The organism is Streptomyces sp. CBMA156 (genome assembly GCF_014596515.1).
In the GTDB taxonomy this organism is placed as follows: Bacteria; Actinomycetota; Actinomycetes; order Streptomycetales; family Streptomycetaceae; genus Kitasatospora.
Window position 1 is genome coordinate 1 of the sequence record NZ_MSJQ01000162.1, and the last position, 21,031, is coordinate 21,031.

The 21,031-nt window shown below is 72.1% G+C and carries 17 protein-coding genes and 2 pseudogenes; 14 read left to right on the forward strand and 5 right to left on the reverse strand.

The features are described 5' to 3' along the window. Positions 1 to 95 precede the first annotated feature (95 nt). From BU198_RS44240 to BU198_RS42110, 4 genes and pseudogenes are all read left to right on the forward strand, one after another. Positions 96 to 146 (forward strand): annotated as a pseudogene (locus tag BU198_RS44240) (hypothetical protein); the annotation flags it as partial. Between the two features lie 146 nt (positions 147 to 292). After that, the gene (locus BU198_RS13465; protein ID WP_317620107.1) at positions 293 to 2,041 is read left to right on the forward strand and encodes an ATP-binding protein; all 1,749 of its coding nucleotides are present in this window, start codon (positions 293 to 295) and stop codon (positions 2,039 to 2,041) included. Beyond that, the gene (locus tag BU198_RS13470) at positions 2,032 to 2,397 is read left to right on the forward strand and encodes a hypothetical protein (RefSeq protein WP_223244338.1); all 366 of its coding nucleotides are present in this window, start codon (positions 2,032 to 2,034) and stop codon (positions 2,395 to 2,397) included. Before BU198_RS13465 ends, BU198_RS13470 begins: the two co-directional genes overlap by 10 nt. Next, a pseudogene (locus BU198_RS42110) lies at positions 2,394 to 2,732 on the forward strand (DUF4157 domain-containing protein); the annotation flags it as partial. The gene BU198_RS13470 and the pseudogene BU198_RS42110, both read left to right, overlap by 4 nt. A gap of 336 nt (positions 2,733 to 3,068) precedes the next feature. Here BU198_RS42110 and BU198_RS42115 read toward each other — a convergent pair. The 4 genes from BU198_RS42115 to BU198_RS13490 form a co-directional block, all read right to left on the reverse strand. Further along, on the reverse strand, positions 3,069 to 3,656 hold the full coding sequence (locus tag BU198_RS42115; RefSeq protein ID WP_223244339.1) for a hypothetical protein: 588 nt from the start codon (positions 3,654 to 3,656) through the stop codon (positions 3,069 to 3,071). 26 nt (positions 3,657 to 3,682) lie between these two features. Continuing rightward, a complete protein-coding gene (locus BU198_RS13480) occupies positions 3,683 to 4,438 on the reverse strand; it encodes an ABC transporter ATP-binding protein (RefSeq protein WP_188297085.1) in 756 nt (251 codons plus the stop codon). A 235-nt stretch (positions 4,439 to 4,673) separates the two neighbouring features. Further along, positions 4,674 to 6,068: an aspartate aminotransferase family protein gene (locus tag BU198_RS13485; protein ID WP_188297086.1), complete on the reverse strand. Its 1,395-nt coding sequence runs from the start codon at positions 6,066 to 6,068 to the stop codon at positions 4,674 to 4,676. After that, positions 6,065 to 6,538 (reverse strand): Lrp/AsnC family transcriptional regulator, encoded by a 474-nt coding sequence (locus BU198_RS13490; protein WP_030243538.1) that lies wholly within the window; start codon positions 6,536 to 6,538, stop codon positions 6,065 to 6,067. The genes BU198_RS13485 and BU198_RS13490 overlap by 4 nt, the downstream gene beginning before the upstream one ends. Before the next feature lie 253 nt (positions 6,539 to 6,791). Between BU198_RS13490 and BU198_RS13495 the strand changes: the two genes are divergently transcribed. The 3 genes from BU198_RS13495 to BU198_RS13505 all read left to right on the forward strand — a co-directional run bounded on the left by BU198_RS13495 (position 6,792) and on the right by BU198_RS13505 (position 11,193). After that, positions 6,792 to 8,285: a gamma-aminobutyraldehyde dehydrogenase gene (locus BU198_RS13495; protein ID WP_188297087.1), complete on the forward strand. Its 1,494-nt coding sequence runs from the start codon at positions 6,792 to 6,794 to the stop codon at positions 8,283 to 8,285. Between the two features lie 252 nt (positions 8,286 to 8,537). Further along, positions 8,538 to 9,896 (forward strand): aspartate aminotransferase family protein, encoded by a 1,359-nt coding sequence (locus BU198_RS13500; protein WP_188297088.1) that lies wholly within the window; start codon positions 8,538 to 8,540, stop codon positions 9,894 to 9,896. 94 nt (positions 9,897 to 9,990) lie between these two features. Then, positions 9,991 to 11,193: a spermidine/putrescine ABC transporter substrate-binding protein gene (locus tag BU198_RS13505; protein WP_188297089.1), complete on the forward strand. Its 1,203-nt coding sequence runs from the start codon at positions 9,991 to 9,993 to the stop codon at positions 11,191 to 11,193. 77 nt (positions 11,194 to 11,270) lie between these two features. Here the strand turns inward: BU198_RS13505 and BU198_RS13510 are convergent, their stop codons facing one another. Continuing rightward, positions 11,271 to 12,923, reverse strand: a complete 1,653-nt coding sequence (locus BU198_RS13510) for a PucR family transcriptional regulator (RefSeq protein ID WP_188297090.1) — start codon at positions 12,921 to 12,923, stop codon at positions 11,271 to 11,273. Between the two features lie 253 nt (positions 12,924 to 13,176). Here BU198_RS13510 and BU198_RS13515 point away from each other — a divergent pair, with 253 nt between their 5' ends. From BU198_RS13515 to BU198_RS13545, 7 genes are all read left to right on the forward strand, one after another. After that, positions 13,177 to 14,688, forward strand: coding sequence for a gamma-aminobutyraldehyde dehydrogenase (locus tag BU198_RS13515; RefSeq protein WP_188297091.1), 1,512 nt, complete (start codon positions 13,177 to 13,179; stop codon positions 14,686 to 14,688). Between the two features lie 54 nt (positions 14,689 to 14,742). Further along, a complete protein-coding gene (locus BU198_RS13520; RefSeq protein ID WP_188297092.1) occupies positions 14,743 to 15,993 on the forward strand; it encodes a spermidine/putrescine ABC transporter substrate-binding protein in 1,251 nt (416 codons plus the stop codon). A gap of 39 nt (positions 15,994 to 16,032) precedes the next feature. Beyond that, positions 16,033 to 17,175, forward strand: coding sequence for an ABC transporter ATP-binding protein (locus tag BU198_RS13525; protein ID WP_188297093.1), 1,143 nt, complete (start codon positions 16,033 to 16,035; stop codon positions 17,173 to 17,175). After that, positions 17,172 to 18,119, forward strand: a complete 948-nt coding sequence (locus BU198_RS13530) for an ABC transporter permease (protein ID WP_188297094.1) — start codon at positions 17,172 to 17,174, stop codon at positions 18,117 to 18,119. The genes BU198_RS13525 and BU198_RS13530 overlap by 4 nt, the downstream gene beginning before the upstream one ends. Further along, positions 18,119 to 18,922 (forward strand): ABC transporter permease, encoded by an 804-nt coding sequence (locus tag BU198_RS13535; RefSeq protein ID WP_188297095.1) that lies wholly within the window; start codon positions 18,119 to 18,121, stop codon positions 18,920 to 18,922. Before BU198_RS13530 ends, BU198_RS13535 begins: the two co-directional genes overlap by 1 nt. Positions 18,923 to 18,985: 63 nt before the next feature. Next, on the forward strand, positions 18,986 to 20,380 hold the full coding sequence (locus tag BU198_RS13540) for an NAD(P)/FAD-dependent oxidoreductase (protein WP_188297096.1): 1,395 nt from the start codon (positions 18,986 to 18,988) through the stop codon (positions 20,378 to 20,380). 136 nt (positions 20,381 to 20,516) lie between these two features. Further along, positions 20,517 to 20,948: a bifunctional DNA primase/polymerase gene (locus BU198_RS13545; RefSeq protein WP_188297097.1), complete on the forward strand. Its 432-nt coding sequence runs from the start codon at positions 20,517 to 20,519 to the stop codon at positions 20,946 to 20,948. The last annotated feature ends 83 nt before the right edge of the window (positions 20,949 to 21,031 follow it).

The following is a 21,031-nucleotide window of genomic DNA, read 5'->3' on the forward strand; positions in this document are numbered from 1 at the left end:
CCGCCGGCCGCCGGGGCGGGCGCCGGCAGCCCCCCACCGCCCTGGACGCGCTCACGGCCTCCTTCGGGCTCACCCCGTTCGAGCGCGACGTCCTCGTGCTGGCCGCCGCCCCCGCGATCGACCCCACCGCCGCCGCCCGGTGCGCCGCGGCGGGCGGCGATCCCGGGCACACGTACCCGACGTTCTCGCTCGCCCTCGCCGCCCTGGACCAGCCGCACTGGAGCGGCCCCCCACCGCCCTGGACGCGCTCACGGCCTCCTTCGGGCTCACCCCGTTCGAGCGCGACGTCCTCGTGCTGGCCGCCGCCCCCGCGATCGACCCCACCGCCGCCGCCCGGTGCGCCGCGGCGGGCGGCGATCCCGGGCACACGTACCCGACGTTCTCGCTCGCCCTCGCCGCCCTGGACCAGCCGCACTGGAGCGCACTCACCCCGGTGGGCCCGCTGCGCCGCTTCCGGCTGGTCGAGCCGGACGACGAGACGGCGCTCACCGCCTCCCGGCTGCGGATCGACGAGCGGGTGCTGCACTTCCTGGTCGGCGTGCCGTACCTGGACGTGCGGCTGCACGGCCTGCTCACGCCGGTCCGGCCGCCCGGCAAGCTGCCGGGCCCGCACGAGCGGTGCGCAGCCGAGCTGGCGCACGGGTGGACCGCGACCGGGCTGACCGGCCCGCCGCACACCGAACTGACCGGCGCCGACCGCCGTACCCGCTGGGACATCGCGGCGGCGGCGGCCCACCGCGCCGGGCTCGGCCTCTACGCCGCGCACCGCGAGGACCTGCCCACCGAACCCGCCGAGCGCGAGCGGCTCGCCCGGCTCTGGCAGCGGGAGGCGATCCTGATCCCGGCCGCGCTGCTGGTGGAGGGCGGGGAGCCCGGCCGGGAGCGCCCGCAGGCCCCGAACGGCACGGAGGCCTTCCTCGCGAGCCTGGCGGTGCCCCTGGTCGTGTCCGGCGACGAGCCCCCGTCGGCCGGCACCTCGGACCGCAGCCGGCTGACCGTGCCCCCGCTCGGCCCCGAGGAGCAGCTGGCGATCTGGGCCGCGGCGCTGGACGGTGCGCCGGGCATCGCCGAGGGCGAACTCCGCGCGCTGGCCGCGCAGTTCTCGCTGCCCGGCCATGTGATCCGGTCGGCGGCGGCGACGGCCCGGCGGGCGGCCGAGGACGGCGGGGACAACGGCGCGGACATCAGCCCACTGGCCTGGCACGCCGGGCTGGTGGAGGCCCGGATGTCCCTGGACGAGCTGGGCCGGCGGGTCGAGCCGCGCGCCGACTGGGAGGACCTGGTCCTGGAGGAGCGCCAGCGCGCGACGCTGCGCGAGATCGTCGCCCACGTCCGCCGGCGCGGCACGGTCTACCAGGAGTGGGGGTTCGAGTCGGTGCTGCGCCGCGGCCTCGGCGTCACCGCGCTGTTCGCCGGCGGGTCGGGCACCGGGAAGACGCTGGCGGCCGAGGTCGTCGCCGGGCGGCTCGGCGTGGACCTGTTCGTCATCGACCTCTCCCAGGTCGTCAGCAAGTACATCGGCGAGACCGAGAAGAACCTCCGGCGGGTCTTCGACGCGGCCGAACGCGGCGGCGCGCTGCTGCTGTTCGACGAGGCCGACGCGCTGTTCGGCAAGCGCAGCGAGATCAAGGACAGCCACGACCGCTACGCCAACCTGGAGGTCAGCTACCTGCTGATGCGGATGGAGGCCTACCGGGGCCTGGCCGTGCTCACCACCAACATGAAGAAGGCGCTGGACCCGGCGTTCATGCGGCGGATCAGGTTCGTGGTCGACTTCCCGTTCCCCGGGGTGCCGGAGCGCGCCGAGATCTGGCGGCGGGTCATCCCCGAACAGACCCCCAGCCGGGGCCTCGATCCGGAGCGGCTCGCCCAGCTCACCGTGGCCGGAGGCTCGATCCGCAACATCGCGCTGTCCGGCGCCTTCCTGGCCGCGGACGAGGGCTGCCCGGTGGAGATGCGGCACCTGCTGGCCGCCGCGCGCACCGAGTACCTGAAGCTGGAACGCTCGCTGACGCCCTCGGAGGTCGGCGGATGGATCTGACCGAGGGGCCCGGGACGGGGCGCAACGGGGCCGGGCGGAGCGGCGCCGGGCCCGGGGGTACCAGGCCCGGGGGTGCCGGACGGATCGAGGTCGAGATCGGCGAGCTGGTCCTCGACGGCTTCGCGCACCTCGACCACGACCGGCTGGCGGCGGCGTTCCGGCGCGAACTGACCCGCCTGGTCGAGGCGCGCGGCGTGCCGCTCGCGGCCGGCGGCGACCGCACGCTGGACCTGCTCTCCGGGCTGCCCCCGCTGCCGCCGGGCACCTCGCCGCAGCGGCTCGGCGAGGCGCTCGCCCGGGCCGTGCACTCCGGGCTGTCCGGCGGTGGCCGCGCGCGGGAACGGGGGCGGCCATGACGCGACTCGCCGCCGCGAAGGATTCCGCACCGGACAGCAGGCAGGGTGCGGCCCGGCGGAAGACCCGGACGCCGAGGGCCCGGACGCCCGAGCCGAAGGAGATCGTCTCCGGCGCCGGCCAGCCGCTCGACCCGGGCGTGCGCCGGGAGCTGGAGGCCAGGCTCGGGCACGACCTCAGCCGGGTCCGGGTGCACACCGACCGGGACTCCGCCGCGCTGACCGAGCTGATCGGCGCGGACGCCGTCGCCGTCGGCCCCGACCTCTTCTTCGGCGAGGGCAGGTACCGGCCGGCCGCCGAGGACGGCCGGCGGCTGCTCACCCACGAGCTGCTGCACACCGTCCAGGCCCCGAACCCGCTCGGCGCGCTGCGGGCCGGCCGCGACCTGGGCGCGGTCAGCCTGCCGCAGGACGCGATCGAACGGGAGGCGGAGCAGGGCGCGCGCGCCGACCGGCCGACGGCGACGCCGGGTGCCACCCCGGGCTGGCTCCGCTACGCGACCGTCGACGCCGACCGGTTCCGCACCGAGCGGCTCGATCCGGCGACACTGGTCGACCGGCTGGCGGCCGGCATCCTGCGCTCGCTGCGCGGCGACCCGACCGACTCCTCCGGCCGGGTTCGCCTTCAACTCGCCCGCTTCGCACCCGAGTTGCAGGACTCTGTGCTCGGCCGACTAGAGGACAGACTGCCCTCCTCGGACTACACCCGGGTGCTGGAGCTGGTCGAGGCCGCCGAGCACCGCCCGGCCGACGGGGACGGCGCACAGACACCCGAGCCGGTCACCGGGGCCGCCGAACGGGCCGAGGACGAGCGCGAGCAGGGCGATCGGCGCGGCCGCCGGCAACGGGACGCCCATGCCGAGGTCGGGGGCGAGCGCGGGCCCGGCGATGTCGTTGCGCAGCACCAGGAAGAGCAGCAGGGCGAGCACGCTGCCGAGGGCGGAGGCGAGCGTGACCTCGCCGGCGATCAGCGTCCGGATCCGGCGGGAGCCGGCCCCGGCGGCGTTGAGGCCGGCGATCCGCTCGGGCCGCCGGGCGGGCACCGCGCGGGCGGTGACGGCCGCGAACCAGGCGACGGCGGCGAGCGGGGGCAGGCACCAGAGCAGCCGGGCCAGCGGGTCGGCGCCGCCGGTCGGGTCGCTCATCGCCCGGCCGAGGGAGCGCAGCAGGAAGGCGGCGACCACGGCGGCGGCCAGGGCGGTGAGCAGCCAGCGGCCGAGGTCGGGCACCCGGTAGCCCCGGGCCAGACGGAGATAGAACACGTCGACTCTTTCGCGGCTCGGCGTGGTCAGCGGTGGTTGGCCGTGACGGCGGACGCCGCGGCGGTCCCGCGACCGGCGGTGCCGCGGGGGACGGGGGCGGCGGGGGCGGTGAGCCGTCCGTCGACGAGGGCGACGGCGCGGTCCGCGAACCGGACGAGCTCGGGGTCGTGGGTGGCCAGGACGAGGGTGAGCTGGTGGGATCGGGCCGCGCTGGTCAGTATCCGCATGACCTGGTCGGAGGCCTCGCGGTGCAGCGGTGCGGTGGGGTCGTCGGCGAAGACGACCGGCGGCAGCGGGGCCAGGGCGCGGGCGACGGCGACCCGCTGGCGCTGGCTCTGGAGCAGCCGCTCGGGGCGCTGCCGGGCGCAGTCGCCGACGTCGAGGCGCTCCAGCCACTCGGCGGCGGCGGTGTAGGCGGCCTTGTTGCCGGCCCCGGCGAGCAGCAGCGGCAGGGCGACGTTCTCCCGGGCGGTCAGTTCGGGCACCAGGTGCGGCTCGGAGCCGACGAAGCCGAAGCGGTCGCGGCGCAGCCGTTCGCGGCCGGCCCGGGAGAGGGTGTGCACGGGGGCGCTGTTGAACCAGACCTCGCCCTCGTCGACCGGGAGCTGTGCGGAGAGACAGCCGAGCAGGGTGCTCTTGCCGCAGCCGCGCGGGCCGGTGACGGCGAGCACCTCGCCCTCGCGGACGCCGATCGAGATGCCGCGCACGGCGGGGGTGCCGTCATGGGACTTGACGATCCCTCGGGCCCACAGCACGTCGTTGTCAGGCGGTGCCGCTGACATGAGGATCCATCCTGGGTGGCCGCAGGGATATGACAGTCGTCAGATTAGAACGACGGGGCCTGGTGGCGGAGGCGGCGCACTGGTCCATCACGGGCAAATCACCCGCATTCAGGCATGTTTGGTCGTACGACTGTGATGTTGCGGCCGGGAAACGCGGGCCCGGAGACGCCGAAGGGCGGTCCCGCGGGGAGCGGGACCGCCCTTCGGCGGAGGGTGGGGAAGAAGGATCAGGGGGTCAGATCTTCGCCCACGCGTCGGTCAGGCTGGTCCGCAGGATCTGCTCGATCTCGTCGAAGGTCGACTGGTCGGAGATCAGCGGCGGGGCCAGCTGGATGACCGGGTCGCCACGGTCGTCGGCGCGGCAGTACAGGCCGTTGTCGAAGAGCGCCTTCGACAGGAAGCCGTAGAGCACGCGCTCGACCTCGTCGTCGTTGAACGACTCCTTGGTGACCTTGTCCTTCACGAGCTCGATGCCGTAGAAGTACCCGTTGCCGCGGACGTCGCCGACGATCGGCAGGTCGCGCAGCTTGTTCAGGGTGCCCAGGAAGGCGGACTCGTTGTCGAGGACCTTCTGGTTCAGGCCCTCGCGCTCGAAGATGTCGAGGTTGGCCAGCGCCACCGCGGAGGAGACCGGGTGGCCACCGAAGGTGTAGCCGTGCAGGAAGGTGTTGTCACCCTTGTAGAACGGCTCGGCCAGGCGGTCCGAGATGATCGTGGCGCCGATCGGGGAGTAACCCGAGGTCATGCCCTTGGCGCAGGTGATCATGTCGGGCTGGTAGCCGAACTTGTCGGCGCCGAACATGGTGCCGAGGCGGCCGAAGGCGCAGATGACCTCGTCCGAGACCAGCAGCACGTCGTGGCGGTCGCAGATCTCGCGCAGGCGCTGGAAGTATCCGGGCGGCGGCGGGAAGCAGCCGCCGGCGTTCTGCACCGGCTCGACGAAGACGGCGGCGACGGTCTCGGCGCCCTCGTTGAGGATGGCCACCTCGATCTCGTCGGCGCACCAGCGGCCGTAGGCCTCGGGGTCGACCGTGCCGTCCGGGCCCTCGAGGAAGGCCGGGGCGCGGTAGATGTTGGTGTTCGGGGCCTTGTGGGTGCCCGGCACCAGCGGCTCGAACGGGGCCTTCAGGCCCGGCAGGCCGGTGATCGACAGCGCGCCCTGCGGGGTGCCGTGGTAGGCGACGGCGCGCGAGATGACCTTGTACTTGGTCGGCTTGCCGGTCAGCTTGAAGTACTGCTTGGCGAGCTTCCAGGCGGTCTCGACGGCCTCGCCGCCGCCGGTGGAGAAGAAGACCTTGTTCAGGTCGCCCGGGGCGTAGTTGGCCAGGCGCTCGGCCAGCTCGACGGCCTTCGGGTGGGCGTAGCTCCACACCGGGAAGAAGGCGAGCTCCTTGGCCTGCTTGGCGGCGGCCTCGGCGAGCTCCTCGCGGCCGTGGCCGGCCTGCACGACGAACAGGCCGGCGAGGCCGTCGAGGTACTTGCGCCCCTTGTCGTCCCAGACGTAGGTGCCCTCGCCCTTGACGATCGTCGGCACGGGGGAGTTCTCGTACGACGACATGCGGGTGAAGTGCATCCACAGGTGGTCGTAGGCGGTCTTGGAAAGGTCCTTCTGCGCCGGGTCGGCTGTCATCGGGTGCCCCAGGTGTAGGTCTGTTTCCGGAGCTTCAGGTAAACGAAGCTCTCGGTGCTCCGCACGCCGGGAAGGGCGCGGATGCGCTTGTTGATCAGTTCGAGCAGGTGCTCGTCGTCCTCGCAGACCAGTTCGGCCAGGAGGTCGAACGAGCCTGCGGTGCAGACGACGTAGTCGACCTCGTCGAGGGCGGCCAGCGCGTCGGCGACGGGCTCGATGTCACCCTCGACCCGGATACCGACCATCGCCTGGCGGGTGAAGCCGACGGTGAGCGGGTCCGTGACGGCGACGATCTGCATCACGCCCTGGTCGAGCAGCTTCTGGACGCGCTGCCGCACGGCCGCCTCGGACAGGCCGACGGCCTTGCCGATGGCGGCGTACGGGCGGCGCCCGTCCTCCTGGAGCTGCTCGATGATCGCCTTGGAGGCGGCGTCGAGGGGAACGCTGGCGTTCCGGTCGCGGTTGGCCACGCGGCCACTGTGCCTGATCGCTCTCGTGTTCGCAAGCGAGGAACCTGCTGATTTCGTTGTGATCTTGGAAAACACATGCGGATTTCATCGCCCAAGCGCACTCGGTCTGTCGATACCAGCAGTCGTGCGGCTACCCTGACACCGTACGCGCGCGACCCCGAGGGGCGGCGCACATACCGCCACCAGTGGACCGCGTCGCTCCGGACGCGGCCACTCGGCGGCACCCTTCGTATGCCGTATCCGCCGACGTACCATGGCGCCGGAATCTGCAACGCCGCAGGCCCAGACCGAGGAGAGACCCGTGAGCGACCTTCGCACGCTGCGCAACTACATCAACGGTGAGTTCGTCGACGCGGCCGACGGCCGCACGCTCGACATCGTCGACCCGACCACCGGCGAGGCGTACGCGACGTCGCCGCTGTCCGGTGCCGCCGACGTCGACGCGGCCATGGCCTCCGCCGCGGCTGCGTTCCCGATCTGGCGCGACTCCACCCCGAGCACCCGGCAGAAGCTGCTGCTGAAGATCGCCGACGCGGTCGAGGCCCGGGCCGACGAGATCGTCGACACCGAGGTGCGCAACACCGGCAAGCCCCGCGCGATGACCCTCTCCGAGGAGATCGGTCCGATGGTGGACCAGATCCGCTTCTTCGCCGGTGCCGCCCGCCTGCTGGAGGGCAAGGCCGCCGGTGAGTACATGGACGGGATGACCTCGATCATCCGCCGCGAGCCGGTCGGCGTCTGTGCCCAGGTCGCGCCGTGGAACTACCCGATGATGATGGCCGTCTGGAAGTTCGCCCCGGCCATCGCCGCGGGCAACGCCGTCGTGCTGAAGCCGTCGGACACCACCCCGGCCTCCACCGTGCTGCTGGCCGAGATCATCGGCGGCGTCCTCAAGGACCTGGAGCTGCCGGCCGGCGTCTTCAACGTCATCTGCGGCGACCGCGAGACCGGCAAGCTGATGGTCGAGCACAGGACCCCGGCGATGGCCTCCATCACCGGCTCGGTGCGCGCCGGCATCTCGGTCGCCGAGTCGGCCTCCAAGGACGTCAAGCGCGTCCACCTGGAGCTGGGCGGCAAGGCCCCGGTCGTGGTCTTCGAGGACGCCGACATCGCCGAGGCCGTCGAGGGCATCTCGGTGGCGGGCTACTTCAACGCCGGCCAGGACTGCACCGCCGCCACCCGCGTGCTGGTGCACGAGTCGATCCACGACGCCTTCGTCGAGGCGCTGGCCAAGGCCGCGGCCGAGACCAAGACCGGTGGCGTGGACGACGAGGACGTGCTGTACGGCCCGCTGAACAACGCCAACCAGCTGAAGCAGGTCTCCGGCTTCATCGAGCGGCTGCCCGCGCACGCCAAGGTCGAGGCCGGTGGCCACCGGGTCGGCGACAAGGGCTACTTCTACGCCCCGACCGTCGTCTCCGGCCTGAACCAGGACGACGAGATCATCCAGAACGAGGTCTTCGGCCCGGTCATCACGGTGCAGAAGTTCACCGACGAGGACCAGGCCGTCGAGTACGCCAACGGCGTCGAGTTCGCGCTGGCCTCCTCGGTGTGGACCAAGGACCACGCCCGCGCCATGCGGATGTCGCGCCGCCTGGACTTCGGCTGTGTCTGGATCAACACCCACATCCCGCTGGTCGCCGAGATGCCGCATGGCGGCTTCAAGAAGTCCGGCTACGGCAAGGACCTGTCGGCGTACGGCTTCGAGGACTACACCCGGGTGAAGCACGTCATGACCGCGATCTAGCGAGTCATGGCCATTGAGCGCAGGATGACCGCGATCTAGCGAGTCATGGCCATTGAGCGCAGGATGACCGCGATCTGGCGGGTCATGGCCGTCGAGCGCAGGATGATCGCGATCTGATGATCGGCTGATGCGACAGTGGGCCCGGGTCTCGTCGACCCGGGCCCTGTCCCTTTGCACCCTGTCGACGGTTGGCGCGACCGGCTGACACGATGGAACTGCCCTTCGGGGACGGGCCGTCCTAGCCTTACCGGCATGAGCATCCCCACCGCTGACCCTGCCGCCGGAAAGGCGGTCAAGGCCGCCGACCGTGCGCACGTCTTCCACTCGTGGTCCGCCCAGGCGCTGATCGACCCCCTCGCGGTGGCCGGCGCCGAGGGCTCGTACTTCTGGGACTACGACGGCAACCGCTACCTCGACTTCTCCTCGCAGCTGGTCAACACCAACATCGGGCACCAGCACCCGAGGGTGGTCGCCGCGATCCAGGAGCAGGCGGCGAAGCTCTGCACCATCGCGCCCGGTTTCGCGGTCGAGTCGCGCAGCGAGGCCGCCCGGCTGATCGCCGAGCGCACCCCCGGCGACCTGGACAAGATCTTCTTCACCAACGGCGGCGCCGAGGCCAACGAGAACGCCATCCGGATGGCCCGGCTGCACACCGGCCGGCAGAAGGTGCTGTCCACCTACCGCTCGTACCACGGTGCCACCGCCAACGCGATCGCCCTCACCGGCGACCCACGGCGCTGGCCCAACGAGACCGGCGTCTCCGGGGTGGTGCACTTCTGGGGGCCGTACCCCTACCGCTCCAACTTCCACGCCGAGAACGAGGCGCAGGAGTGCGAGCGCGCGCTGGAGCACCTGGAGCAGGTGATCGCGTTCGAGGGTCCTGCCACCGTCGCGGCGATCATCCTGGAGACCGTGGTGGGCACCGCGGGCGTCCTGGTCCCGCCGGCCGGCTACCTGGCCGGGGTGCGGGAGATCTGCGACCGCCACGGGATCGTGTTCATCCTGGACGAGGTGATGGCGGGCTTCGGCCGCACCGGCGAGTGGTTCGCCGCCGACAACTGGGGCGTCACCCCGGACCTGCTCACCTTCGCCAAGGGCGTCAACTCGGGCTACGTGCCGCTGGGCGGCGTGGCGATCAGCGGCGAGATCGCGGCCACCTTCGCCGAGCGGGCCTTCCCCGGCGGGCTCACCTACTCCGGCCACCCGCTGGCCTGCGCCTCCGCGGTGGCGACCATCACCACCATGGCGGAGGAGGGCATCGTCGAGAACGCCAGGCACATCGGCGAGACCGTGCTCGGCCCCGGCCTGCGCGAGCTGGCCGAGCGGCACCCGTCGATCGGCGAGGTCCGCGGCCTCGGGGTGTTCTGGGCGCTCGACCTGGTGAAGGACCGGGAGACCCGCGAGCCGATGGTCCCGTACAACGCGGCCGGCGCCGACAACGCGCCGATGGGCGAGCTGGCCGCCGCCTGCAAGCAGCGCGGGCTCTGGCCGTTCGTCAACATGAACCGCTTCCACGTCGTCCCGCCGTGCACCGTCACCGAGGAGGAGGCCAAGGCCGGCCTCGCGGTGCTGGACGAGGTGCTGACGCTCACCGACGCCCACACCGTCTGACGTACCGACCAGGACGACGTATCTCCCAGGACGGCCCCGGACACCCGCGCGTGTGTGTGTCCGGGGCCGTCCCACGCTCCGGAAGGCCCCCGCCATGCCCAGCAGCTCCACCCTGACCCGCCGTCCGTCCGACTCCCCGGCAGTGCGCCGGCGTTCCGTGCTCGGCGGGGCCGCGCTGCTCGGCGCGGGCACGCTCACCGGCTGCGGCATCCCGTCCGCGTACGTGGCCGAGGACCGCCGCTCGGCGCCGGACCGCTCGGAGAGCGACAGGCGGCTCGCCTTCTCCAACTGGACGCAGTACATCGACACCGACGACGAGGGCGGGCGTCCGACCCTGGACGCCTTCAGGGAGAAGACCGGGATCGCGGTCACCTACACCGAGGACATCAACGACAACGACGAGTTCTTCGGCAAGATCAGCCCGGTGCTCACCCAGGGTGCCGCCCCCGGCCGGGACCTGATGGTGATCAGCGACTGGATGGCCGGGCGGTACGTCTCGCTGGGCTGGGTGCAGGCGATGGACCGGGCCAACCTGCCCAACGTGACGGCCAACCTGGACCCGCAGCTCGCCGACCCGTCCTTCGACCCCGGTCGCCGGCGCAGCGTGCCGTGGCAGTCCGGGATCACCGGCATCGCCTACAACCGCAAGGCGCTCGGCCGGGAGATCAGGTCCACCGGGGACCTGTGGGCCCCCGACCTCAAGGGCCGGGTCACGCTGTTCGCCGGGCTCGACGAGGCGCTCGGGCTGCTGATGCTCTCCCAGGGCGCGGACATCGCGGAGTTCAGCGACGACGACGCCCACAAGGCGATGGACCTGGTGCAGAAGGTGGTCGACAGCGGCCACGTCCGGCGCTTCACCGGCAACGACTACACCAGCGACCTCGCCTCCGGTGCGGCGATCGCCTGCCAGGCCTACTCCGGCGACGCCGTCCAGCTCACCGCAGAGAACCCGGACATCGAGTTCGTGGTGCCGGAGGAGGGCGGCGAGCTGTGGGCCGAGAGCCTGATGATCCCCAACCGGGCCGCCCACAAGCGCAACGCCGAGCTGCTGATCGACCACTACTACCAGCCCGAGGTGGCCGCCGAACTCGCCGCGTTCGTCCAGTACATCTGCCCGGTGCCGGCCGCCCGCGAGGTGCTGGCGGCCAGCGGCGACAAGGAGAAGGCCGAACTCGCCGAGAACCCGCTGGTCTTCCCGACCGAGGAGATGCGCGCCCGGCTGCGCACCATGCGCGACGTCACCTCGGCGGAGCGGCCTGAGCTGCACAAGGTCTGGGGGCGCATCACCGGGGTGTGAAAGGTGCAGGGCGTGAGGGGCACCGGGGCGCGAGGGCTGCCGGGGCGTGAGGGGCACCGGGGTGCGAGGCGCGGGCCTCAGCGCCGTACGGCGTCCAGGGCGAGCAGCGCCACGTGCAGGGAGAGGCAGGACTCCACCTGGTCGAGGTCGACCCCGAGGATCCGCTCGACCTTGTGCAGCCGGTCGTAGAAGGACGGCCGGGACAGGTGCGCGGCGTCCGCCGCGGCCGACTTGTTCCGGCCCTGCTCCAGGTAGATCCGCAGCATCTGCACCAACTGGCCGTTGTGTTCGGCGTCGTGGGCCAGCAGCGGGCCCAACTCCCGTTCCACGTAGGTCTGCAGCCGGGCGTCGTCGCGCAGCAGGTGGAGCAGGCCGCGCAGCCGGACGTCCGGCAGCCGGTAGTAGGAGGAGCTGCGGCCGCCGGGCGCGTCGTGCAGGGCGGCGTCGGCGACCTGGGTGGCCTCCAGCAGGGTGCGCCGGGCGTCGCGCACCGAGCCGACCGAGGAGCCGACCGCGACCACCGGGCCGGCCGGGTCGGCGCCCTCCCGTCCGGACTCGGCCGACATCCGGCGCAGCGCGGCCGAGAGGGCGTCCAGCGCGGCGTGCTCGTCCTGCTGGGTGCCGAGCGTGACCAGCAGGCCGACGGCCTCGTCGTCCAGCGCGCCGACCAGGGCGGAGAGCCGGCAGGCCCGGGCCGCGCCGGCGGCCAGCTCGGTGAAGTCCCGCAGCCTGGCCTGTGCCTCCAGCGCGGCCGGGATCGGCCCGCGCCGCTGGCGCAGCACCACGCCGACCAGCCGGCGGCCCTCCAGCGGGACGCCGAGGGCCTGGGCGCGCAGCGCCGCCTCGGAGACGGTCAGCGCGTGGGTGAGGATGCCGGAGAGCAGGGTGCGGTGGGTCTGCCGCTCCAGGCTCTCCCGGTCGCGGACCACCAGCCGGTTGAGCGCCAGCGCGGAGGCGCCGCGCTCCAGCAGCATGGTGTGCGGGTGGGCCTCGCCCTCGGGCAGTGGTCCCGGCTCCTGCACCAGCACCAGCCGGCCCCAGTCCTGGCCGCGGGCACCGACGGTGGTGACCAGCCAGCCGCTGCGCGGGTCGTGGCCGGTGCGGCCGGCCGGACGGACCCCGCGCGAGCGGCGCTCCCAGTCCTCCAGCACCTCGGCCTCGGGGCGTCCGGCGGTGTCGTGGGCGAGCACCTGGTGGGCCAGGTTCTCCAGGATGACGGGGCCGCCGGCCATCCGGGCCACCTGGCGGATCACCTCGGGCGGTTCGGCGCCCTCCACGACCAGCTCGTTGAAGACCTGGTGGACGGATTCGGAGGCCCGCAGCTGTTCCAGCTGGGCGTTGACCACCAGTGCGTGCACGGCCTCGGTGACGGCGACGAAGCGCAGCTCGCGGCGGAGCGTGATCAGCGGCAGTCCGCGCTGCTCGGCGGCGTTGACCAGGGCGCGGGGGAGCGAGTCGAAGTAGCGCCGCCCGAACTCGACGACCAGGCCGGCCACCCCGACGTCGTCCAGCTCGCGGACGTAGCGGGCGAGGCCCTCGCGGTCCTCGGGCAGCGCGATGCCGGTGGTCAGCACCAGCTCGCCGCCGCGGAGCATCCCGGCGACGTCCGGCAGCTCGCTGACGTGGACCCAGCGGACCGGCCGCTCCAGGTGGTCGGCGCCGGCCACCACCTGGGGCAGGCCGCGCCGCATCACGTCCAGGTCGAGGACTCGGGCGACGGTGGGGAGCATCGCGGGCCTCCGGGGCGGTGGGAAACCGGAGCGGGAGGCTCCGGTGGATCAGGGTGTCAGGTAAATCATCCATCCCCCCGACGACCTGTTGCCCTGCGCGCACCCTTGCATCCTGTAAGGCCCTTCGTGCCGAGACTGTCGGAGTGACCCTTGTCACCCCGCCCCCGCAGCAGGCAAGGTCAGCGGGACCGCAGACCCCCACCGCGGACGCGTGACCCCGCAGCGGTCGAACCACGGCACTTGGAGGAATCAGATGGACCTGACCGACTTCGGCCCGGGCGCGCAGTACATCGCGGGCCGCCAGACCCGGGGGAGCGGCGAACCCTTCCAGGTCGTCAACCCCGCCGACGGCAGTGTGGTCGAGCAGGTCGCGCTGGCCACCACCGAGGACGTGGACACCGCCGTCGCCGCCGCGAAGGCCGCCCTGCCCGGCTGGTCCTCGGCCACCCCAGGCGCGCGCTCCGAGGCGCTGACCAGGCTGGCCGCCGTCCTGGCCGACGCCGCCGACGACCTGGCCCGGGTGGAGACGGCACAGACCGGCAAGCCGGTCAGGCTGGCCACCGAGTTCGACGTGCCTGGCACCGTCGACAACGCCGCCTTCTTCGCCGGCGCGGCCCGCAACCTGGAGGGCAAGGCGGCCGGCGAGTACTCCGGCGACCACACCTCGTACGTGCGGCGCGAGGCGGTGGGCGTGGTCGGCTCGATCTCGCCGTGGAACTACCCGCTGCAGATGGCCGCCTGGAAGATCCTCCCGGCGATCGCCGCGGGCAACACCATCGTGCTCAAGCCCGCCGAACTGACCCCGCTCACCTCGCTGATGTTCGCCCGGGCCTGCACCGCCGCGGGCATCCCGGACGGCGTGGTCAACGTGGTCACCGGCGCCGGGCGCACCGCGGGCGAGCACCTGGTCGGGCACCCGGACGTCGCGATGGTCTCCTTCACCGGCTCCACCGGCGTCGGCAGGCGGGTCGCCGAGATCGCCACCGCGAGCGTCAAGCGCACCCACCTGGAACTCGGCGGCAAGGCCCCGTTCGTGGTCTTCGACGACGCCGACCTGGACGCCGCGGTGCACGGCGCGGTCGCCGCCTCGCTGATCAACGGCGGCCAGGACTGCACCGCCGCCACCCGCGCCTACGTCCAGCGCCCGCTCTACGACGCCTTCGTGGCCGGGGTGGCCGAGCTGTACGCGGCGATCCGGACCGGCGACCCGCTGAACCCGCACACCGACCTCGGCCCGCTGGTCTCCTACGCCCACCGGGACCGGGTGGCCGGCTTCGTGGAGCGCGCCCGCTCGTACGCCACGGTGGTCACCGGCGGCCGGGTCCCGGAGAAGGGCCACGACGGCACCGACCTCACCCGGGGCGCGTACTTCCCGCCCACCCTGATCACCGGCGCGGCCCAGGACAGCGAGGTCGTGCAGGGCGAGATCTTCGGCCCGGTGCTGGCCGTGCTGCCCTTCGACGGCGACGACGAGGGCCTGCGGCTGGCCAACGACACCCCGTACGGCCTGGCCGCCTCCGCCTGGACGAGCAACGTGCACCGCTCGCTGCGCGCGACCCGGGAGATCGCGGCCGGCTGTGTCTGGGTCAACGACCACATCCCGATCATCAGCGAGATGCCGCACGGCGGCTACAAGGCGTCCGGCTACGGCAAGGACATGTCCCAGTACTCGCTGGACGAGTACACCCAGGTCAAGCACGTCATGTTCGACACCACGGCGGTGGCCCGCAAGGACTGGCACCGCACCGTCTTCGGAGACAGATAACCCCCGGCCCCAGCGGGTGCCCCCACACCCCCTCTCCTCCAGGAGGCCCGTTCCATGGCGTTCAACGAGCTCACCGACGGTCTGCCCGAACCGGTCCGAAGGGCCTGGGAACGCAGTCTGACCAGCGGTCGGGCCGCGCTCGGCCGCCGCACCCTGCTGCGTGCCGCCGCCCTGACCGCGGGAGCGGGCACCCTGGCCGCCTGCGGCATCCCGGCGGCCCCCCGGGTGAGCGGCGACTCGACCGCGAACGCCGCCGAGGACCGCTCGGAGACGCAGAAGGAGGTCGCCTTCTCCAACTGGCCGCTGTACGTGGACGCGGACGAGAAGGACAAGGAGAAGCACGGCACCCTGGAGGCCTTCACCGAGGCCACCGGGATCAAGGTCAGGTACACCGAGGACGTCAACGACAACGTCGAGTTCTTCGGCAAGATCAAGCCGCAGCTCGCCTCCGGCCAGGACACCGGCCGCGATCTGGTGGTGCTCACCGACTGGATGGCCGCCCGGCTGATCCGGCTCGGCTGGGCGCAGAAGCTCAACCCGGCGAACGTCACCACCGCGATCACCACCATCGAGTCGCGCTTCCGCGCCCCCGACTGGGACCCGGGCCGGCTCTACACCTACCCGTGGGCCGGCATCCAGACCGTCGTCGCGTACAACCGGAAGGCGACCAGGGGCAAGGAGGTCACCAGCGTCTCCCAGCTGCTGGACGACCCCGACCTCAAGGGCCGGGTCACCTTCCTCTCCGAGATGCGCGACTCCGTCGGGATGGTCCTGCTGGACCAGGGCAAGGACGTCACCAGGTTCACCGCCGACGACTACGACGGCGCGGTCGCCCGCCTCCAGAAGGCCGTCGACAGCAAGCAGATCCGCCGCTTCACCGGCAACGACTACGGCCAGGAGCTCTCCGCGGGCGACATCGCGGCCTGCGTCGCCTGGGGCGGCGACCTGATCCAGCTGCGCGCCGACAACCCGGACATCGAGTTCGTGATCCCGGAGAAGGGCTACATCGCCTCGACCGACAACATGCTGGTCCCGGCCAAGGCGCAGCACAAGACGAACGCGGAGAAGCTGATCGACTTCTACTACCAGCCGAAGATCGCGGCGCAGCTGGTCGCGGGCATCGGCTTCGTCTCCGCCGTCACCGGGATGAAGGACGAGCTCGTCGGCATCGCTCCGGACACCGCGGCCAACCCGCTGGTCGTACCCACCCCCGAGATGGCGGTCAAGGCGCACGTGTTCCGCACGCTCTCCGAGAGCGAGGAGAGCGACTTCGAGCAGAAGTTCTCCAAGCTCATCGGCGCCTGACCCCCACTCCCGGCAGAGAACCCAGGAAGACACCACGCCATGACAGACCAGCAGCGTGACACGGCCGTCGGCGGCGACGTCCGGCTCACCGGCATCGGCAAGACCTACGGCTCCTTCACCGCCGTCCACCCGCTCGACCTGACCGTCCCGCAGGGATCGTTCTTCGCCCTGCTCGGCGCCTCCGGCTGCGGCAAGACCACCACCCTGCGCATGATCGCCGGCCTGGAGGAGCCCACCGGCGGCACCGTCCTGATCGGCGGCCAGGACGTCACCGCCCTGCCCCCGTACAAGCGGCCGGTGAACACCGTCTTCCAGAGCTACGCGCTCTTCCCGCACCTGGACATCTTCGAGAACGTCGCCTTCGGCCTGCGCCGGCGCGGCAGGAAGGACGTCAGGAAGCAGGTCGACGACATGCTGGAGCTGGTCGAACTCGGCCAGTACGCCCGGCGCAAGCCGCACCAGCTCTCCGGCGGCCAGCAGCAGCGCGTCGCGGTCGCCCGCGCCCTGATCAACCACCCGCAGGTGCTGCTCCTGGACGAGCCGCTCGGTGCGCTCGACCTCAAGCTCCGCCGCCAGATGCAGCTGGAGCTCAAGCGGATCCAGACCGAGGTCGGCATCACCTTCGTGCACGTCACCCACGACCAGGAGGAGGCCATGACCATGGCCGACACCATCGCGGTGATGAACGGCGGCCGGGTCGAGCAGCTGGGCGCGCCCGCCGATCTGTACGAGAACCCCGCCACCACCTTCGTGGCCAACTTCCTCGGCCAGTCCAACCTGCTGCCCGCCGAGGTCACCGGCACCGAGGGCGGCGACCTGCTGCTCAGCACGGCCGGCGCCCGGCTCGCGGTGCCGAAGGCGCGCTGCGCCACCGACGCCAAGCGCGTCCACCTGGGCGTGCGCCCGGAGAAGATCACCATCACCCACGCCTCCGAGCAGGTCGCCGACGGCCGCAACCGGCTGGCCGGCACGGTGCTCGACTCCAGTTTCATCGGCGTCTCCACCCAGTACGTGGTGCGCACCGACGGCGGCCAGGAGGTCACCGTCTTCGAGCAGAACATGGAGCGCGACGCCCGGGTCGTCCCCGGGGCGCCCGTCCTGCTGCACTGGAACCCCGCGCACTCCTTCGCCCTGGACGCCGCGCAGGCGATCGACGCGGGCACCGCGGAGGAGGCCGCATGACCGCCACCACCGCGGCCGCGCCGCCGCAGCCGATACCCCCCGACGGCGGCCCCCTGGCGGAACCCGCGTCGCCCAAGCGGAGGCGCAAGCTCACCCCGTACTGGCTGCTGCTGCCCGGCATCGCCTGGCTGGTCGTGTTCTTCGCCGTCCCGATGCTCTACCAGGGGTCGACGTCGCTGCAGACCGGCTCGCTCGAAGAGGGCTTCAAGGTCACCTGGCACTTCTCGACCTACTGGGACGCCCTGGTCGAGTACAGGTGGCACTTCCTGCGCTCGTTCTCGTACGCGGCCGTCGCCACCGTGCTCTGCCTGGCCGTCGGCTACCCGCTCGCGTACACGATCGCCTTCAAGGCCAGCAAGCGCTGGCGCAACGTCATCCTGGTCCTGGTCATCGCGCCGTTCTTCACCAGCTTCCTGATCCGCACGCTGGCCTGGAAGACCATCCTGTCCGACGGCGGCCCGGTGGTCGGCGCGCTGGACGCGCTGCACGTCCTGGACGTCACCAACCTGCTCGGCCTCACCTCGGGCGACCGGGTGCTGGCCACGCCGCTCGCGGTGGTCTGCGGTCTGACGTACAACTTCCTGCCGTTCATGATCCTGCCGCTGTACACCTCGCTGGAGCGGATCGACCCGCGCCTGCACGAGGCGGCCGGCGACCTCTACGCCCGGCCGTTCACCACCTTCCGCAAGGTCACCTTCCCGATCTCGCTGCCGGGCGTGGTCGCGGGCACCCTGCTGACCTTCATCCCCGCCTCCGGCGACTACATCAACGCCCAGCTGCTGGGCTCGCCGAGCGAGCAGATGGTCGGCAACGGCATCCAGAAGCAGTTCCTGAACGTGCTCGACTACCCCACGGCGGCCGCGCTGAGCTTCATCCTGATGGCCCTCATCCTGGGCATGGTGACGGTCTACATGCGCAAGGCCGGGACGGAGGATCTGGTCTGATGTCCCGGATGTTCAAGTGGATCCGCGCCCACCTGGTGGTGCTGGCCGGCCTGCTGGCCCTCGCCTACCTGGTGCTGCCCAACCTGGTCGTGCTCGCCTTCTCGTTCAACAAGCCGGTGGGCAAGTTCAACTACGAGTGGAACGAGTTCTCCACCGACGCCTGGACGAACCCCTGCGGCGTGGCCGACATGTGCCAGTCGCTCTCGCTCAGCCTGCAGATCGCGGTGCTCGCCACCATCGGCGCCACCGTGCTCGGCACCATGGTCGCCTTCGCGCTGGCCCGCCACCGCTTCCGCGGCCGCTCGGCCACCACCGCGATGATCTTCCTGCCGATGGCCATGCCCGAGGTGGTCATGGCCGCCTCGCTCGGGACGCTCTTCCTCAACATGCGCATCCCGTTCGGCTTCACCACCATCCTCATCGCGCACATCATGTTCTGCCTCAGCTTCGTGGTGACGGCGGTCAAGGCACGCGTGATGAGCATGGACCCGAGGCTCGAACAGGCCGCCCAGGACCTCTACGCGACCCCCACCCAGACCTTCCTGAGGGTCACCCTGCCGCTGGCGGCGCCCGGCATCGCGGCGGGCGCGCTGCTCAGCTTCGCGCTCTCCTTCGACGACTTCATCATCACCCAGTTCAACTCGGGCCCGACCACGGTCACCTTCCCGATGTTCGTCTGGGGCGCCTCGCAGCGCGGCATCCCGGTGCAGGTGAACGTCATCGGCACCGCGATGTTCCTCGCCGCCGTCCTGCTGACCGTCGGCGGCCAGTGGCTGGGCAACCGCCGGAAGGCCACCGCCTGACGTACGGTCGGCAGCGGTGACACGCGAAACCGTCATCTATTCCTAGAAAGTGGCTGATAATGCATGGACTCCGCCCGCGCGCTCAGTGACGCCAGGCCCACCCCCTTCTGGCTGGAGGATCCCGGCCGGCCGGCGGCGCTGCCCGCCCTGGTCGGCGACACCACCTGCGACCTGCTGGTCGTCGGCGGCGGCTACTCCGGCCTGTGGACCGCCCTCATCGCCAAGGAGCGCGACCCCTCGCTGGACGTCGTGCTGGTCGAGGGCAACGAGGTCGGGTGGGCCGCGTCCGGGCGCAACGGCGGGTTCTGTGCGGCCAGCCTCACCCACGGCTTCGGCAACGGCCTGGACCGCTGGCCGTCCGAGCTGGCCCAGCTGGAGCGGCTCGGTGCCGCCAACCTCGACGGCATCGAGGCCACCCTCAAGCGCTACGGCATCGACGCCGAGTGGGAGCGCACCGGCGAGATCGACGTCGCCACCCAGCCCCACCAGGTCGAGGAGCTCCACGAGATCGCCGAGGCGGTCGCCCGGTACGGCTTCGACATCACCGTCCTGGACGCCGACCAGCTGCGCGCCGAGGTGGACTCGCCGACCTTCCTCGGCGGCCTCTGGGACAAGGAGGGCGTGGCGATGGTCCACCCCGCCAAGCTCGCCTGGGGCCTCAAGGACGCCTGCCTGGGCCAGGGCGTGCGGATCTTCGAGCACACCAGGGCCACCGACCTGCGGGAGCACGGCAGCGGCATGGCCGTCCGCACCCCGTACGGCCGGGTCCTCGCCCGCAAGGTCGCCCTCGGCACCAACGTGTTCCCGTCCCTGCTCAAGCGGGTCCGCCCGTACGTCGTCCCGGTGTACGACTACGCGCTGATGACCGAGCCGCTCAGCGACGAGCAGCTCGCCTCGATCGGCTGGCGCGGCCGGCAGGGCCTCGGCGACAGCGCCAACAAGTTCCACTACTTCCGGCTCTCCGCCGACAACCGGATCCTCTGGGGCGGCTACGACGCGGTCTACCACTTCGGCGGCCACGTCCGGCACGAGTACGACCAGCGGCCGGAGACCTTCCGCACCCTGGCCAACCACTTCTTCCGCTGCTTCCCGCAGCTGGAGGGGCTGCGCTTCAGCCACGCCTGGGGCGGTGCCATCGACACCTGCAGCCGGTTCTCCGCCTTCTTCGACACCGGCTACCGGGGCAAGGTCGCGTACGCGGTCGGCTACACCGGGCTCGGCGTCGGCGCGACCCGCTTCGGCGCCGAGGTGATGCTCGACCTGCTCGCAGGGGAGCGCACCGAGCGCACCTCGCTGGACATGGTGCGCAGCAAGCCGCTGCCGTTCCCGCCCGAGCCGGTGCGCTGGGCCGGGATCGAACTCACCACCCGGTCCCTGGAACGGGCGGACCGCACCGGCGGCCACCGCAACCTCTGGCTGCGCACCCTCGACCGGCTGGGACTGGGCTTCGACAGCTGACGCGTGAAAGTCCCCCGGTCGGGTGCTCCGTAGTCGTGTAATCGGGACCCGCCGTCCGCCTCTCCTTGGTGACGGCGGGTCTCGGTCTTCCCGCCGTCTCCGAACAGGACGAACGGTAAGAAGCGGGGACACGACTATGGAGACCACCGGACTGCACTGGCTCGCCCAGGTGGCACCGGACCCGGAGTCCTTCCGGGAGCAGTGGGAGCGCACCGGGCTGGGCCTGATGCTGCTGCCGGCCGGCCGACGCTGGGACGTCCTCTCCGTCCCCGGACGGCTCGGGCGCCCGGCCCTGGAGGTCCTGGACCCGCGCACCCGCGGTCCGGTCCTCACCGACTTCGGGGGCGAGCACGTCAACTTCCTGGTGCCCGTCGGCACCGCCTCCCGCTGGATCGGCACCGGGGTGCGCAGTGCGGGGGAGGGCACCTGGATCGTCGTCCCGCACCCCGAGCGCAGCAGCCGGGGCGTGCGCTGGCTGGTCCCGCCCGACGGGTCCGGGCGGCTCACCGACCCGATGCTGCTGGAGCTCGCCCTGCACGAGGCGGCCGCGAGGCTCAGCGGCTGGTGAGGCCCGGTGAGGCCGGGTGACCGGGCGGGCGGGTGCCGGCGGGCGGCGTGGCGCTCGGTGAGGGCGGGCGACGGTGGCGCGCG